This is a genomic window from Flavobacterium sharifuzzamanii (genome assembly GCF_003254585.1).
Lineage (GTDB): Bacteria > Bacteroidota > Bacteroidia > Flavobacteriales > Flavobacteriaceae > Flavobacterium > Flavobacterium sharifuzzamanii.
Genome location: NZ_QJGZ01000041.1, coordinates 382,615 through 397,532 on the forward strand (window position 1 = coordinate 382,615; position 14,918 = coordinate 397,532).

15 protein-coding genes and 1 riboswitch are annotated in these 14,918 nt (G+C 34.0%); of the genes, 14 read left to right on the forward strand and 1 reads right to left on the reverse strand.

Going from position 1 to position 14,918, the window contains the following annotated elements; translation table 11 throughout:
- Positions 1-21 precede the first annotated feature (21 nt).
- From DMA14_RS18915 to DMA14_RS18940, 6 genes are all read left to right on the forward strand, one after another.
- Positions 22-672 carry a DUF3592 domain-containing protein gene (locus DMA14_RS18915; RefSeq protein ID WP_111426102.1) on the forward strand — a complete coding sequence of 217 codons (651 nt, stop codon included), beginning with the start codon at positions 22-24 and terminating at the stop codon, positions 670-672.
- A gap of 23 nt (positions 673-695) precedes the next feature.
- Positions 696-1,121, forward strand: a complete 426-nt coding sequence (locus tag DMA14_RS18920) for an OsmC family protein (protein WP_111426103.1) — start codon at positions 696-698, stop codon at positions 1,119-1,121.
- 134 nt (positions 1,122-1,255) lie between these two features.
- Entirely contained in the window at positions 1,256-2,428 is a 1,173-nt protein-coding gene (locus DMA14_RS18925; protein WP_111426247.1) for a trans-sulfuration enzyme family protein, read from the forward strand.
- Between the two features lie 97 nt (positions 2,429-2,525).
- On the forward strand, positions 2,526-3,038 hold the full coding sequence (locus DMA14_RS18930; RefSeq protein ID WP_111426104.1) for a dienelactone hydrolase family protein: 513 nt from the start codon (positions 2,526-2,528) through the stop codon (positions 3,036-3,038).
- 60 nt (positions 3,039-3,098) lie between these two features.
- On the forward strand, positions 3,099-3,605 hold the full coding sequence (locus DMA14_RS18935; protein WP_111379422.1) for an RDD family protein: 507 nt from the start codon (positions 3,099-3,101) through the stop codon (positions 3,603-3,605).
- A 122-nt stretch (positions 3,606-3,727) separates the two neighbouring features.
- Positions 3,728-4,138, forward strand: coding sequence for an RrF2 family transcriptional regulator (locus tag DMA14_RS18940; protein WP_008466594.1), 411 nt, complete (start codon positions 3,728-3,730; stop codon positions 4,136-4,138).
- 70 nt (positions 4,139-4,208) lie between these two features.
- Here the strand turns inward: DMA14_RS18940 and DMA14_RS18945 are convergent, their stop codons facing one another.
- A complete protein-coding gene (locus DMA14_RS18945; RefSeq protein ID WP_111426105.1) occupies positions 4,209-4,991 on the reverse strand; it encodes a sulfite exporter TauE/SafE family protein in 783 nt (260 codons plus the stop codon).
- A 314-nt stretch (positions 4,992-5,305) separates the two neighbouring features.
- Between DMA14_RS18945 and DMA14_RS18950 the strand changes: the two genes are divergently transcribed.
- From DMA14_RS18950 to DMA14_RS18985, 8 genes are all read left to right on the forward strand, one after another.
- Positions 5,306-6,193: a sulfite exporter TauE/SafE family protein gene (locus tag DMA14_RS18950; RefSeq protein ID WP_111426106.1), complete on the forward strand. Its 888-nt coding sequence runs from the start codon at positions 5,306-5,308 to the stop codon at positions 6,191-6,193.
- A 26-nt stretch (positions 6,194-6,219) separates the two neighbouring features.
- On the forward strand, positions 6,220-6,930 hold the full coding sequence (locus DMA14_RS18955; protein WP_111426107.1) for a phosphoadenylyl-sulfate reductase: 711 nt from the start codon (positions 6,220-6,222) through the stop codon (positions 6,928-6,930).
- A 149-nt stretch (positions 6,931-7,079) separates the two neighbouring features.
- Entirely contained in the window at positions 7,080-7,979 is a 900-nt protein-coding gene (gene cysD / locus DMA14_RS18960) for a sulfate adenylyltransferase subunit CysD (protein ID WP_008466601.1), read from the forward strand.
- A gap of 143 nt (positions 7,980-8,122) precedes the next feature.
- Entirely contained in the window at positions 8,123-9,367 is a 1,245-nt protein-coding gene (locus DMA14_RS18965; protein WP_111426108.1) for a sulfate adenylyltransferase subunit 1, read from the forward strand.
- Positions 9,368-9,448: 81 nt separating this feature from the next.
- Positions 9,449-11,539 (forward strand): HEPN domain-containing protein, encoded by a 2,091-nt coding sequence (locus DMA14_RS18970; RefSeq protein ID WP_111426109.1) that lies wholly within the window; start codon positions 9,449-9,451, stop codon positions 11,537-11,539.
- Positions 11,532-12,305, forward strand: a complete 774-nt coding sequence (gene cobA, locus DMA14_RS18975) for a uroporphyrinogen-III C-methyltransferase (protein WP_111426110.1) — start codon at positions 11,532-11,534, stop codon at positions 12,303-12,305. Before DMA14_RS18970 ends, cobA begins: the two co-directional genes overlap by 8 nt.
- 175 nt (positions 12,306-12,480) lie before the next feature.
- On the forward strand, positions 12,481-13,062 hold the full coding sequence (locus DMA14_RS18980) for a precorrin-2 dehydrogenase/sirohydrochlorin ferrochelatase family protein (RefSeq protein WP_111426111.1): 582 nt from the start codon (positions 12,481-12,483) through the stop codon (positions 13,060-13,062).
- Positions 13,063-13,259: 197 nt separating this feature from the next.
- Positions 13,260-14,312 (forward strand): NAD(P)/FAD-dependent oxidoreductase, encoded by a 1,053-nt coding sequence (locus DMA14_RS18985; RefSeq protein WP_073412897.1) that lies wholly within the window; start codon positions 13,260-13,262, stop codon positions 14,310-14,312.
- A 356-nt stretch (positions 14,313-14,668) separates the two neighbouring features.
- A riboswitch (SAM riboswitch) is annotated at positions 14,669-14,785 on the forward strand.
- Positions 14,786-14,918 lie beyond the last annotated feature (133 nt).

The following is a 14,918-nucleotide window of genomic DNA, read 5'->3' on the forward strand; positions in this document are numbered from 1 at the left end:
ATTTTTAGATTTATATAGAAATTGAAATTTAAGACTTTTTTGCAAGGTTGGGGCTGTGGAATATTATTTCTCGGTCCTTTTGTAATAGTTGGGCTGGGAACTTTGTTTTTTAGTTTGTATGCCATAACTAAGGGAGTGCAGGCTGAAAATTGGATTCAAGTTCCAGCGAATATCGAAAAAGTTGATATGAATTCATATTCTAGAAAAGGAAGTACTTCGTATGAAGTTGCGATTAAATATTCTTATGTAATAGGAGTGCAAAAATATTGGGGAAATAGAATCGGGTTTGGCTACGGCGTGAGTAATATAGAAGATCATGATACTTTGTTTCTTGTTTTAAAAGAAAGCAAAAGAATTATGGTTTATGTTGATCCCGATGACAACAAAGAATCAATAGTAATTCCTGGTGTGAATGATAGCATTATTTTTACGCTGATTTTTTCAATATTGTGGAATTCATTGCTTCTCTTTTTGATTTTTTTGCCTTTAATTGCGAAAAGTAGAAATAGAAATATTGAGAATAGTTTTATACTGAAATATCGTATTCATGCATTAATAATTATATGGGCAATAGGGCTATTTATTTTATTAAATGGCTATTTTCATCTTAATATAGAAAACAAAATCAATGTTATTGAAAGAACAAAAAACATTGATTCAAATACAGAATAAAAAAACAAAAAAATAACAACACAATGAAAGTAACTTTAAACAGAGTAAATGACGCATTTCATTTTAAAGTAAAAAATGAACGCGGACACGTAGTTGACGTTGATAGCAGAGCCGAATTTGGCGGAAGCGATTTAGGTGCAAGTCCAATGGAATTAGTATTAATGGGAGTTGCGGGATGCAGCGCTATTGATATGATTTCGATCTTAAAAAAACAGCGTCAGGAAATCACTTCTTTTAACGCTGAGGTTGAAGGAACGCGAGTTCAAATTGAAGAGGCAAAACCTTTTAAAGAAATCGATGTGGTTTTTTATTTGGAAGGAGAAATCAATCCAGAAAAAGCAAAAAAAGCAGCGCAACTTTCTTTTGAGAAATATTGTTCAGTTGCCAAAACGGTTGAGCCGACAGCAACCATTAACTACAAAGTTGTCTTGAATAACGAAGCTTTATAAATTAGATAATTTGTCAATTTGAGAATTTGAAAATATTCAGATTGCGCATAAATAATTGACTTGTTTTAGTTTAGATTTCAGTTTTAAAACTTGAAACCTGAAACTTGAAACAAAAAAACAAAAAACAACACACAATGAATACAGAAGAATTTGGTTTTGAAACACAAGCCATTAGAACACAATTAGAAAGATCTCAATATTTAGAACACTCGGTGCCTTTGTACCTTTCATCAAGCTTCGTTTTTGAAGATGCTGAAGATATGAGAGCTTCTTTTACAGAAGAAAAAGAAAGAAATATTTACAGCCGTTTTAGTAACCCGAACACTACAGAATTTGTAGAAAAGATCTGCAAAATGGAAGGAGCCGATTCTGGTTATGCTTTCGCAACAGGAATGGCAGCGGTATATTCTACTTTTGTAGCATTATTAAATTCTGGAGATCATATTGTTTCTGCAAGCAGTGTTTTCGGTTCTACTCATGCTTTGTTTATGACTTATTTCCCAAAATGGAATATCGAAACTTCGTATTTCGAAATCAATAAGCCGGAAACAATTGAAAGCTTCATTAAACCAAACACAAAAATTTTATACGCCGAATCTCCAACAAACCCTGGAGTTGATGTAATTGACTTAGAATTGTTAGGAAATATTGCTAAAAAACACAACTTGATTTTAATTATTGACAACTGTTTTGCGACGCCATATTTACAGCAACCAATTAAATTTGGAGCCCATTTGGTAATTCATTCAGCAACAAAATTAATCGATGGACAAGGACGTGTTTTAGGAGGAGTTACAGTTGGAGATGCAGAATTAATCAGACAGATTTATTTGTTTTCAAGAAATACAGGGCCAGCTTTATCACCGTTTAATGCTTGGGTTCTGTCAAAAAGTTTAGAGACTTTAGCTATTCGTGTAGATAGACATTGCGAAAATGCATTAAAAGTTGCGGAGTTTTTAGAAAGCCATCCAAATGTAAACAGCGTAAAATATCCGTTCTTGAAATCGCATCCACAGTACGAAATTGCTAAAAAACAGATGAAAGCAGGTGGAAACATTATTGCGTTTGAAATTAAAGGCGGTATCGAAGCAGGAAGAAAATTCTTGAATTCAATTCAACTTTGTTCATTATCTGCAAATATTGGAGATACAAGAACTATCGTAACACATCCAGCTTCTACAACACATAGCAAATTATCTGAAGAAGATCAATTAGCAGTTGGAATCACACAAGGTCTTGTTCGTGTTTCTGTTGGTTTAGAAACGGTTGAAGATGTAATTGAAGATTTAAAACAAGCGTTGGCTTAAACATAAAATATAATACTTTTGAAGGGCTATTTTTTTTTGAAATAGCCCTTTCTTTGTTATTGAAAGAACCACTTTTCTTAATTTAGTTTTGCAACATATGAAAAAAACAAGATTGCTTTTGCTGTCAGATTTGTTTGGAGGCAATCCTGAATGGATTCAGAATTATATCGAAATTTTAGAAATTAAATTTGATGTTCAATATTATGATATTTTAAAATTAGCTCAGATTGATTCTTCACGTGATGAAAAGGAAATCCATAATCAATTTTTGAATGGCGGAATTGAAAAAGCAGTAAATAACTTATTGAATTTTGAAAAAGAAAAAGTGGCCATTTTAGGTTTTAGCATTGGCGGAACTATTGCGTGGAAAGCATCTCTAAGAGGCTTACAGATTACACAATTAGTGGCTGTTTCTTCAATAAGATTGCGTTTCGAAACTGAAATTCCTAGTTGTAAAGTGAAACTTTATTATGGTGAAAAAGATTTGAATAAGCCTAATATGCAGTGGTTTTTGGACTTAAAAATTTCAAATGAGATTATTGAAAATCAAGATCATATTTTGTATCAGGAAAAAGATTATGCTTTTCTTATTTGTAGTAATTTTTTGTAATTAATACTTTAAAAGGTATATTTTTGTGGATCTAGAATATTTAATAATCAAAGTGAAAAAATGGATAATTCTACATATGTGGTGGAAAAGAAATTGTTGACATCTGATCGTGATCGTTTCTTTAATGGTATTATTGATTTTGTTTTTATTTCAGTAAGCATATTTGTTTTTACGCTTGTGATTGTAATTATGGGTAATGTTTTTCAATGGGATATTTATAGTGTTTGGGTAGAAATTATGATAAGCCTAGGGCTAGTAGGGACATATCTTTCTTTTGCAATGCTTTATTATTTGTTTTTAGAAGGTCTTTTTGGAAGAACAATTGGGAAAATTGTCACTGGAAGTGTTGTAGTAGATGAAAATGGTTTAAAACCAAGTTTCAGAATTATTTTCGTTAGAACTTTATGTCGTTTAATTCCTTTTGAAGCATTATCGTTTTTAAGTAAATCAGCAAGATTTTGGCATGATTCCTTTTCTAAAACTTATGTTGTGGAGAAAAAAGATTTAGAACAAGATATGGAAAATTTTTATTCTTTAGATTTAATTGGACAAAAGGAAGTAATCTGATAGATTTAGTAGAATTTAACTTTATTCTTTGTGATAGTTCAAACAAAAAGCATACTTTTGTTATTCAATAATTTGCAAGAGTTTGATTTGAAATTAAATTCGGCAATCTAAATTTTACATTAGTGCTTTCAAAGAAAACAAAATACGGAATTAAAGCTTTAACTTATTTAGCAAGACGTGAAAACAATGAACCGGTACAAATAGCTGAAATTGCGAAAAGCGAACATATTTCAATTAAATTTTTAGAAAGTATTTTATTGTTGTTAAGAAACTCGGGTTTTCTTGGTGCTAAAAAAGGAAAAGGTGGAGGTTATTATCTGATAAAAGATCCAAAAGATATCAGCATGGCTAAAGTATATCGAATTCTTGAAGGACCAATTGCCTTATTGCCTTGTGCGAGTCATAATTTTTACGAAAGATGCGATGACTGTGACGACGAATCAACTTGCGCTGCGCGACGATTAATGACAGAAGTTCGTGATAATACACTTAAAATATTAGAAAGTAATTCTTTAGCAGATATTGCATTTTAGAAACTACTACTAATTATAAAACAAAAGACCATTTCTGAATTTGAAATGGTCTTTTTTTATTTATGATGTATTAGAAAATCAATTTGTAACCTGCTAAGAAAAGCATTACAGCAATCGCATTTCTAAGAAACTGATCGGGAACTTTTCCGCTTAACATACTTCCACAATATATTCCAGGAAGTGATCCCATTAATAATTGTCCTAGCAAACCTAAATCTAAATTTCCCATTGATGCATGTCCAATTCCAGCAACTAAAGTTAAAGGAACAGCATGTGCGATTTCAGTTCCAACTAAACGGGGTGTTGGTAAAAGTGGATAAAGGAAAAATAAAGTCACAGTTCCTAAAGCTCCTGCTCCAATAGAAGTTAATGTTACAGTTGCTCCTAATAGTATTCCTATCCCTATTGTCAGCATATTTTGTGTAGTGCTTTCGCTATGGAATTTATCTCCAGCATGTTTTTGAGAGAACTTTAAAAGCCTTTTTTTGAAAATAATTGCAACAGAGGTAAATAGTAAAGCCCAACCTAAACTATATTTAATAACGCCATTAATAGTTTCAATATCAGTTTTAATGCTGTTTAAAATCCATAATGTTATTAAAGAAGCGGGTACACTGCCAAGAGTGAGCCAACCTGTAATTTTCCAGTTGATATTGCCTTTTTTATTGTGAACAAAAACACCACCTGCTTTAGTAAATGCGGCGTATAATAAATCGGTTCCTACTGCGGTTGTTGGCGGAATATTAAAATATAATAAAATAGGAGTCATTAATGAGCCTCCTCCAACACCAGTTAATCCGACAATAAAACCAACTACTAAACCTGCAATTACAAGACCGATCTGAAAATCCATGAAAAAATATTTGCCGCTAAAATACAACAATTTTATAATAATCCTATCGATTTTATAGAGATTAGAAAAAGGTATTTAATAAACAAATGTTTTTGATGTATATATTGTTTAAATATCTTGTTGTGCAGTGTTATTTGTGAAATTATTGGGCAAAAATGCTAAATCTCTCTTTTAGAATGCTATAAAAGGTTAATTGATGGTTTAAAAAAATAATAATATTGCTTTGTAATTTAGAAATAAGTAGTATTTTTGCAAAGTAATCTACTAACCCGATAGGGTAATGGTTTTTCGAAACAAATTCAATCATTTTTAATATGGAAAAAGAACTGAAAATAAATACGGCTGATTCTTTTAAAGAAAAGCTTTGGATTGGAATTCCTGTTGTTTTATTAGTAGGTTTATTATCTGTTTTAATATACAATCATCACGCAGAATTTACTTGGGATGGATTTGTGAATGGTTTCAATGAAGAGTTTTTAGTGTTTTTTGCCATTGGAGTTTTTGCTCAATTGGTTGATGGAACTTTAGGAATGGGTTATGGAGCGACTTCAACGTCATTTTTATTGGCTTACGGAGTTCCGCCAGTGGTAAGCAGTACAGCTGTTCACGTTTCAGAAATGTTTACAACGGGAGCATCGGCACTTTCGCACCATCGTTTTGGGAACATCAATAAAAAACTGGTTAAACATCTATTGATTCCTGGTGTATTAGGTTCGATTACAGGAGCTTATTTGTTATCTGATGTGATTGATGGAGATGTGATCAAGCCATTTATTGCGGTTTATATGATCGTTTTAGCGATTATCATTATTAGAAAAGCTCTTAAAAAAAGCATTGTAAAAAAGAAAACTAAGAAATTGGGCGCTTTAGCTGTTTTTGGAGGTTTTATGGATTCTGTTGGAGGAGGAGGCTGGGGCCCGATTGTGACTTCAACATTATTAGGAAGAGGAAGAAATCCGAGATATACTATTGGTTCGGTAAACGCAGCTGAGTTTGCGATTTCATTTGCAAGTGGAATCACTTTTATGCTTTTTGGAGGAATCCACGGTTGGCAGGTAATCATGGGGTTGATTTTAGGAGGAGTTATTTCAGCGCCATTAGCAGCTTATTTGGTAAATAAAATCAAGAGAAAACCAATGATGGTTGCTGTTGGGATTCTAATTATATTATTGAGTTTAAAAACATTATCTAAATTATTGTAAAAGATAATTTTAGAAAGGAGAGATTTATGAGTGCGATTATTGTACAAGAATTATTAGAGAAAACTAAAGGCCTTTCGCTTGACGAAACCTTAGTTTTTTTAGCAAAAGAATTTCCAGGAAAAGTAATTTTCTCAACTTCTTTTGGCCAAGAAGATCAGGTAATTACTGATTTTATTGCAAAAAGTAACACGGATATTAAGGTGTTTACTTTGGATACAGGAAGATTATTTCAGGAAACGTATGATGTTTTTCATAAAACATTAAAAAAATACAAAAGACCAATCGAGGTTTATTTTCCAGAAGCAGCATCAGTAGAAAAACTATTGCAAGAAAAAGGGCCAAACAGTTTTTACGATTCAGTTGAAAACAGAAAAGAATGCTGTTTTATTCGAAAAGTGGTTCCGTTGAGAAAAGCTTTAGCAGGAAATTCAGTTTGGATTACGGGTTTAAGAGCAGAACAATCAGAAAACAGACAAGATTTAAGTTTGTTTGAATACGACGGAGGTTTCGAAATCATCAAATTTAATCCATTGCTAAAATGGACTTTAGAAGAAGTTGAAACGTATTTATCAGAAAACAATGTCCCTCAAAATGCTTTACACAAACAAGGTTTCGTAAGTATTGGTTGTGCACCTTGTACGAGAGCAATTTTCCCAGGAGAAGATATCAGAGCCGGAAGATGGTGGTGGGAATCAAGCCATAAAGAGTGTGGGCTTCATAGTGCTAAAAAAGAGTAGACTTTTTAGAAGAAAGAAGCAAGAGGCAAGACTTTTTTAGAGAATAGAAAATAGATTATAGAATAAAGAGTGGAGATTTTTAGATCAGGGAACTTGAAACTTTAAACCTGAAACAAAATTTTCACAACAAAATATCAAACAAAAAAACAATGAGTTCAGTATTAAAAACAAACGCTTTAGAGAGTGAAGCGATATACATTTTCAGAGAAGTAATTTCACAGTTTGACAAACCGGTTTTACTTTTCTCAGGAGGAAAAGATTCTATTACATTGGTGCGTTTAGCGCAAAAAGCATTTTTCCCTGCTAAGATTCCGTTTCCTCTTTTGCACGTTGATACGGGACACAATTTTCCTGAAACAATTGCTTTCAGAGATAAATTGGTAGAAGAATTAGGTTTAGAGTTGATCGTTCGTAATGTTCAGGACGCTATTGATGAAGGAAAAGTGGTTGAAGAAACTGGAAAATATTCAAGTCGTAACAGCTTACAGACAACAACACTTTTGGATGCAATTGAAGAATTTAAGTTTGATGCTTGTATTGGTGGTGCGCGTCGTGATGAAGAAAAAGCAAGAGCTAAAGAACGTATTTTCTCTGTTCGTGATGATTTCGGACAATGGGACGAAAAAAATCAAAGACCTGAGTTGTTTGATATCTTGAATGGTAAAATTGAAAACGGACAAAACGTTCGTGTTTTCCCAATTTCAAACTGGACAGAATTAGATGTTTGGAGCTATATCGAAAAAGAAAAAATCGAGATTCCATCAATCTATTTTTCACATAAAAGAAAAGTTTTTTTGAGAGACGGTTTAATCTGGTCGCATTCTCCTTTTGTGTACCAAGAAGAAGACGAACAAATCGAAGAAAGAATTGTTCGCTTCAGAACCGTTGGAGATATGAGCTGTACAGCAGCTGTTGAATCTTATGCAGCAACAATCGAAGAAGTAGTTGGAGAAATCAGATCATCAACAATTTCTGAAAGAGGAGCCAGAATTGATGATAAACGTTCTGAAGCTGCAATGGAAAAAAGAAAGCAACAAGGATACTTTTAATAATTATGAGTTATGAGTTTTGAATTATGAATATAATTCAGAACTAGGAATTTTAAAAGTAAAAATCAAGAAAACAAAAACATACGGATTATAAGTTTCAACAGAAAACTTGAAACTTTAAACCTGAAACAAAATATTACAGAATGGACGTTTTAAAAATAGCAACAGCAGGAAGTGTAGATGACGGGAAAAGTACTTTGATCGGAAGATTATTGTACGATACAAAATCATTGACGACTGATAAAATAGAAGCAATCGAAAAAAGCAGTAAACAAAAAGGATACGATTATCTTGATTTTTCTTTGGCAACTGACGGATTAGTTGCAGAAAGAGAGCAAGGAATCACGATTGATGTTGCGCACATTTATTTTTCGACTGCAAAGAAAAGTTACATTATTGCCGATACTCCAGGGCACGTAGAATATACAAGAAACATGGTTACAGGAGCTTCGACTTCTCAGGTTTCTATTATTTTGATTGACGCCAGAAAAGGAGTAATCGAGCAAACTTACCGCCACTTTTTTATCAATAATTTATTGAGAGTAAAAGAAGTAATCGTTGCCATCAACAAAATGGACTTAGTAGATTATTCTGAAGAAGTTTTCAATAAAATCAAAGCTGATTTTGAGGCTTTAAACGCAAAAAGCACTTTCAAAGAGCAAAACGTAAGTTACATTCCGTTAAGTGCAATCAACGGCGGAAACGTTGTGGACAAATCGGAAAATATGCCTTGGTACGAAGGTCAAACTGTTTTAGAGCATTTAGAAGGATTGCATTCTCATGATGTTTACGAAGCAGGAAAAGCACGTTTCCCTGTTCAGACGGTTATTCGTCCAAAAACAGACGAATACCACGATTTCAGAGGTTACGCTGGGAAATTATACGGAAACTCAATTAAAGTTGGAGATGCTGTAACGGTTCTTCCATCTTTAACAGAATCAACAGTTACTAAAATTCACTTTTTCGATAAAACATTTGATGAAGCTACAGCAGGTTCTTCAATTACAATCGAATTAGAAAATGATATCAATGTAACAAGAGGCGATATGATTGTAAAATCAAGCGAGCTTCCAAAAATTGAAAAAGATATTACCACAACAGTTTGCTGGATGGACAGTAAAAAACTGGTTCCGGGAACTAAATATTTGGTACAACACAATACCAACAGAGTTTTAGCAAAAGTAGAAAGCATTAAAAATACAATTGCAACAGATTACTCTGGAACGACAGAAGCTTCACAATTAGCAATCAACGAAATTGGAGAAGTAACGATCAAATTAAGCAAACCGTTATATTTTGATTCATACAACGAAAACAAATCAAACGGAGCTTTCATCTTAATTGATACAGCAACTAACACAACAGCAGGAGTAGGATTCATTCGCTAGTTGATAGTTGATGGTTTTTGGTTGATAGTTATCTGCCAGCAAACCAACAACCAACAACTGACAACCAACAACTAAAGAGAAATGGAAAGTTTTAGAACAGAAATAGAAAATCCGGTAGTTCAGAAGGAGATTATCGAATTAGAAAAAAAGATTCACTTATTCCGTGGAGGAAAAATTGATGATGAGCGTTTTCGTAGTCTTCGTTTAGCGCGAGGAATCTACGGGCAACGTCAGGAAGGTGTTCAGATGATTCGTATCAAATTGCCTTATGGAAAAGTAACCAGCGAGCAATTAGTGCGTATTACTCAGGTTTCTGATGAATATTCTACAGGACGTTTGCACATTACAACACGTCAGGATATCCAGATTCACTACGTGAGTTTAGACAGAACACCAGAACTTTGGGCAGATTTAGCTAAAGACGATATCACGCTTCGTGAAGCTTGTGGAAACACAGTTAGAAATATTACAGGAAGCGAATTAGCGGGTGTTGACGTAAACGAACCATTTGATGTTTCGCCTTATGCACACGGACTTTTTCAATATTTGTTAAGAAACCCAATTTGTCAGGAAATGGGACGTAAATTCAAAATTTCGTTCTCTTCTTCAGACGAAGATACCGCTTTGAGTTATTTACACGATTTAGGATTTATTCCGAAAATTAAAGACGGGCAAAAAGGTTTCAAAATCATGTTTGGAGGAGGTTTAGGATCACAGCCAGCGCATGCTGAATTGCTTTCAGAGTTTGTTCCTGTAAACGAAATCATCCCAACAGCAGAAGGAATCATTCGTATTTTCGACAGATACGGAGAACGTGCAAAAAGAATGAAAGCGCGTATGAAATTCTTAATCAAAGAAATGGGGAAAGACGCTTTCCTTGATTTGGTTGAAAAAGAGAAAAAAGCAATCGCTTTTGAAACCTACGAAATTGATACAACCGCTTTTGATGGTCCAATTCCAGAACCAGTATTAGACGTTCCGCAAGTTATAATCGAAGATACAGAAGCGTATGAAGCTTGGAAAAAATCGAATGTAATCAAACAGAAACAAGACGGTTATTATGCAATTGGAATCAAAGTTTTATTAGGAGATTTTTACACTGATAAAGCACGATTATTAGCCGCTTTAATTAAAAATTACGCAGCAAACGAACTACGTTTTTCATTGCGTCAAAATATTGTAATACGTCACGTAAAAGAAGAGAATCTTCCTTTCTTTTATCAAGAATTAGCCAAACTTGACTTTGTTCAATTAGGATATAATTCAGTTGGAGATATTACGGCATGTCCGGGTACTGATACTTGCAACTTGGGGATTGCAAGTAGTACCGGTATTGCAGAAGAATTAGAAAGGGTTTTAACGGCAGAATACCCTCAGTATTTAAACAATCGTGAAATCGAAATTAAAATTTCAGGTTGTATGAATGCGTGCGGACAACATAATATGTCAGCAATTGGATTCCAAGGAATGTCTATCAACTCAGGAAAACTAGTAGCTCCGGCTTTACAGGTTTTATTGGGTGGAGGAAGATTAGGAAACGGAGCAGGACGTTTTGCTGATAAAGTAATTAAAATTCCAAGCCGTAGAGGACCAGATGCATTGCGTACTATCTTAAATGATTATGATACGAATGCAAACGGAGAAAAATTCCTAAATTATTACGACTTAAAAGGTGAAAAATATTTCTACGAAATCTTAAAACCTTTCGCAGATGTAACCAATTTAACAGAAGCTGATTTTGTGGATTGGGGTAACGCAGACAATTACGTAAAAGCAGTTGGAGTTGGAGAATGTGCCGGAGTGGTGATCGATTTAGTAGCAACATTGTTGTTTGAAGCTAAAGAGAAATTGATCTTGGCTCAGGAATCTTTCGACGAGAAAAAATGGTCAGATGCAATTTACCATGCTTATGCAGGATTTGTAAACGGTGCAAAAGCATTGTTATTGGCAGAAAACCAAAAAACAAACCACCACGCAGGAATTGTAGATTTGTTTGATACAGTTTTCATCGACACTAATAAAATAGAATTAAACTCAACTTTTAAAGACTTGGTTTACCAAATCAATAAAAATGAACCATCTGAAGCTTTCGCTAAAGATTACATTGCACAAGCAACAGTTTTCTTTGATAAAATCGAAACTTTCAGAGCACAGGAATTAGCAAATGCATAATATAAAACCCAAAATAACTTTAGTCGGTGCAGGTCCGGGCGATCCCGATTTACTTACGCTGAAAGCTGTAAAAGCATTGGCTGAAGCTAATGTGGTTTTGTATGATGCCTTGGCCAACGAAGAAATTCTGGATTATGCACCTAAAAATGCGATTAGAATTTTTGTTGGAAAAAGAATCGGAAATCATGCTTACACGCAGGATCAAATCAATCAGCTGATTGTAGATAATGCACTGACATACGGAAACGTTGTGAGATTAAAAGGTGGAGATCCATTTATTTTTGGAAGAGGCGGAGAAGAAATTGATTTTGTTGAAAGTTTTGGAATTGAAACAATTGTAGTTCCCGGAATTTCGTCGGTAGTTGCCGTTCCTGCAAGTCAGGGAATTTCGATTACAAAAAGAGGCGTTTCAGAAAGTTTTTGGGCTATTACCGGAACAACTTCTGATAGAAAATTATCATCAGATGTAGCTTTGGCAGCACAATCATCAGCAACAGTTGTAATCTTGATGGGAATGCACAAATTGCCTCAAATAATCGATTTGTTTCAAAAAGAAGATAAAGGCAATTTACCCGTTGCAATCATTCAAAACGGAACAACAGCAGAAGAGAAAGTAGGAGTTGGAACAGTAGATTCGATTTTAGAAGTTGTAAAACAAAAAGAATTAGGTTCACCAGCTATTATTGTTCTTGGAGAAGTCGTAAGAGAAAGCAATAAGCTAAAAGGATTTTACGAAGAATTTCTATCAAAAGAAGAAGTTAGGTAGAATTATGTTCCGTTAGGAACATTTCATCGGTAGAAAATAAATGGGGTTTTAATGATAATGTTCCGTTAGGAACATCTGATCGGTAGAAAAAATAAATGTTTCCAATTAATATTAATGTTCCGTTAGGAACATCTCATTGGTTATTCTAATTTTGATTAGAAGAAAAAAGATTAACATGGAACAAAACGAATTATATCCAATATTTCTAAAGCTTCACAATTTAAATGTATTGATTGTAGGCGGAGGAAATGTAGGTCTGGAAAAGCTTTCTTTCTTGCTCAAGTCAAGTCCGAATGCAAATGTTGAGATAGTGGCAAAAGAATTTCATTTAGAAATAAAAGTTTTGGCCGAAAAACATCCTTCGATTACATTAACAAAATCGAAGTTTAAAAAGAAAATGCTCAAAAAACGTCACATGGTAATTGCCTGTACAGACGATTTGAAAGTAAATAAAAAGGTTTACGATTTAGCAAGAAAACGCTATTTGATTTGCAATATAGCCGACACACCAGATTTATGTGATTATTATCTGGGCGGAATCGTAACAAAAGGAAATGTCAAAATTGCCATTTCAACAAATGGAAAATCACCGACAACAGCTAAAAGGCTTAGGGAGTTTTTTGAAGAAGTAATTCCAGAAGACATCAACCAAATGGTTGAGAATCTGAATGAATACCGAAAAACCTTAAAAGGTAATTTTGAGGATAAAGTAAAGAAGATGAATGAAATAACTGCTTCTTTGAAAAGTAAAGAATAACAGAAAGTTCCAGAGGAACGATAATATTTGGTAGCGTCGGGTTTTAACCCGATGTAAAAGAATGAATGAGATTACCTCTTCATTAAAAAATAGAGAGTAAAAAATTTTCGGAAAGAAATTAATGATAAAAATCATTGAAAGTACAAGGATTTATTCGTTTCTTTGCGTTATTAAGAATGATTATAAACAACAACATAATGATTAAAACAGATATACTTATAATTGGAGCGGGCCCAACAGGTTTATTTGCCGTTTTTGAGGCAGGATTGCTAAAATTAAAATGCCACATTTTAGATGCGCTTCCACAACCAGGAGGACAACTATCAGAGTTATATCCAAAAAAGCCAATTTATGATATTCCTGGATTCCCAGAAGTATTAGCTGGAGATTTAGTTGACGGATTAATGGAGCAAATTAAACAATTTGAGCCAGGTTTTACTTTAGGAGAACGTGCTGAAACAGTTGAAAAGCAAGAAGACGGAACTTTCATTGTAACATCAAACAAAGGAACTAAATTTCACGCGCCAGTTATCGCAATCGCTGGAGGTTTAGGAAGTTTTGAGCCTCGTAAGCCACTCATCGAAGATATCGAGTTTTATGAAGACAAAGGAGTAAAATACTTCATCAAAAACCCTGAGAAATTCAGAGATAAAAGAGTTGTAATTGCAGGAGGAGGAGATTCAGCATTAGACTGGAGTATCTTCTTAGCAAACGTAGCTTCGGAAGTAACTTTAATTCACAGAAGAAATGAATTTAGAGGAGCTTTAGATTCTGTAGAAAAAGTGCAGGAATTAAAATCAGCTGGAAAAATCAAATTAATCACTCCGGCAGAAGTTATCGGAATCAACGGTGCTGAGCATGTAGAATCATTAGATATCGAAGAAAACGGAGCACACCGTAAAATTGAATGCGATTATTTCATTCCACTTTTCGGATTAACGCCAAAATTAGGTCCAATCGGAGACTGGGGATTAGAAATCGAGAAAAATGCCATTAAAGTAAACAACGCATTAGATTACCAAACTAACATTCCTGGAATCTTTGCTATTGGAGACGTAAATACATACCCAGGAAAATTAAAGTTAATCCTTTGCGGATTCCACGAAGCAACTTTAATGTGCCAGGCAGCTTACTCAATCATCAATCCAGGTAAAAAATACGTATTGAAATATACAACAGTTTCAGGTGTAGATGGTTTCGATGGAACTCGTAAAGAAGCGCCGAAAGCGGTTGTGAAAGCGATTGTTTAATCTGAGGTGCTGAGGTTCTAAGGGACTAAGGCGCTAAGGTTTTTTATATAGAAAGCTCAAACTTTTAGTTTGGGCTTTTTTTATTAATCCCAGAGGTATGACATATTTATAGAAAAAAAATTGATGTCATTTTATAAAAGTTCCAGCGGAGCGATATATTAGAGATATGTCGCTCCGCTGGAGCTTTTGCGTTGTGCTGATTGTTTTTCTATAAATATTATGCTCCTCCGGAGCTAAATTACATGTAAGCTGAAAACCTTAGAACCTCAGTACCTAAGTCCCTCAGAACCTTCAAAAAAAACATTTGCAAATCGAAACCCTATTTCATACCTTTGCACTGTTCTTAAAATTATTGTCAGTTATCACGAAAGGCGGAGGGATAGACCCGATGAAACCTTAGCAACCCTTTATCATAAAGAAGGTGCTAAATTCTACTTTATACGACATTTTCCAGTATTAAAGATAGATAACACAAATACATACAGTATTTCTCAAAACTTTTCCAGACAACATACAATATTTACCGAAGCAATTCAGTAGAAGGAGCGAATCATTGGCGCATTTTTGCAGTCAGTAGTTCCCGCTTTTCGTTGCAATCATTTTGTC

Coding starts and splice junctions, on each gene's coding strand:
- DMA14_RS18920 (WP_111426103.1), top strand. CDS start 696: ATGAAAGTAACTTTAAACAGAGTAAATGACGCATTTCATTTTAAAGTA.
- DMA14_RS18925 (WP_111426247.1), top strand. CDS start 1,256: ATGAATACAGAAGAATTTGGTTTTGAAACACAAGCCATTAGAACACAA.
- DMA14_RS18930 (WP_111426104.1), top strand. CDS start 2,526: ATGAAAAAAACAAGATTGCTTTTGCTGTCAGATTTGTTTGGAGGCAAT.
- DMA14_RS18935 (WP_111379422.1), top strand. CDS start 3,099: ATGGATAATTCTACATATGTGGTGGAAAAGAAATTGTTGACATCTGAT.
- DMA14_RS18945 (WP_111426105.1), bottom strand. CDS start 4,991: ATGGATTTTCAGATCGGTCTTGTAATTGCAGGTTTAGTAGTTGGTTTT.
- DMA14_RS18950 (WP_111426106.1), top strand. CDS start 5,306: ATGGAAAAAGAACTGAAAATAAATACGGCTGATTCTTTTAAAGAAAAG.
- DMA14_RS18955 (WP_111426107.1), top strand. CDS start 6,220: ATGAGTGCGATTATTGTACAAGAATTATTAGAGAAAACTAAAGGCCTT.
- cysD (WP_008466601.1), top strand. CDS start 7,080: ATGAGTTCAGTATTAAAAACAAACGCTTTAGAGAGTGAAGCGATATAC.
- DMA14_RS18965 (WP_111426108.1), top strand. CDS start 8,123: ATGGACGTTTTAAAAATAGCAACAGCAGGAAGTGTAGATGACGGGAAA.
- DMA14_RS18970 (WP_111426109.1), top strand. CDS start 9,449: ATGGAAAGTTTTAGAACAGAAATAGAAAATCCGGTAGTTCAGAAGGAG.
- cobA (WP_111426110.1), top strand. CDS start 11,532: ATGCATAATATAAAACCCAAAATAACTTTAGTCGGTGCAGGTCCGGGC.
- DMA14_RS18980 (WP_111426111.1), top strand. CDS start 12,481: ATGGAACAAAACGAATTATATCCAATATTTCTAAAGCTTCACAATTTA.
- DMA14_RS18985 (WP_073412897.1), top strand. CDS start 13,260: ATGATTAAAACAGATATACTTATAATTGGAGCGGGCCCAACAGGTTTA.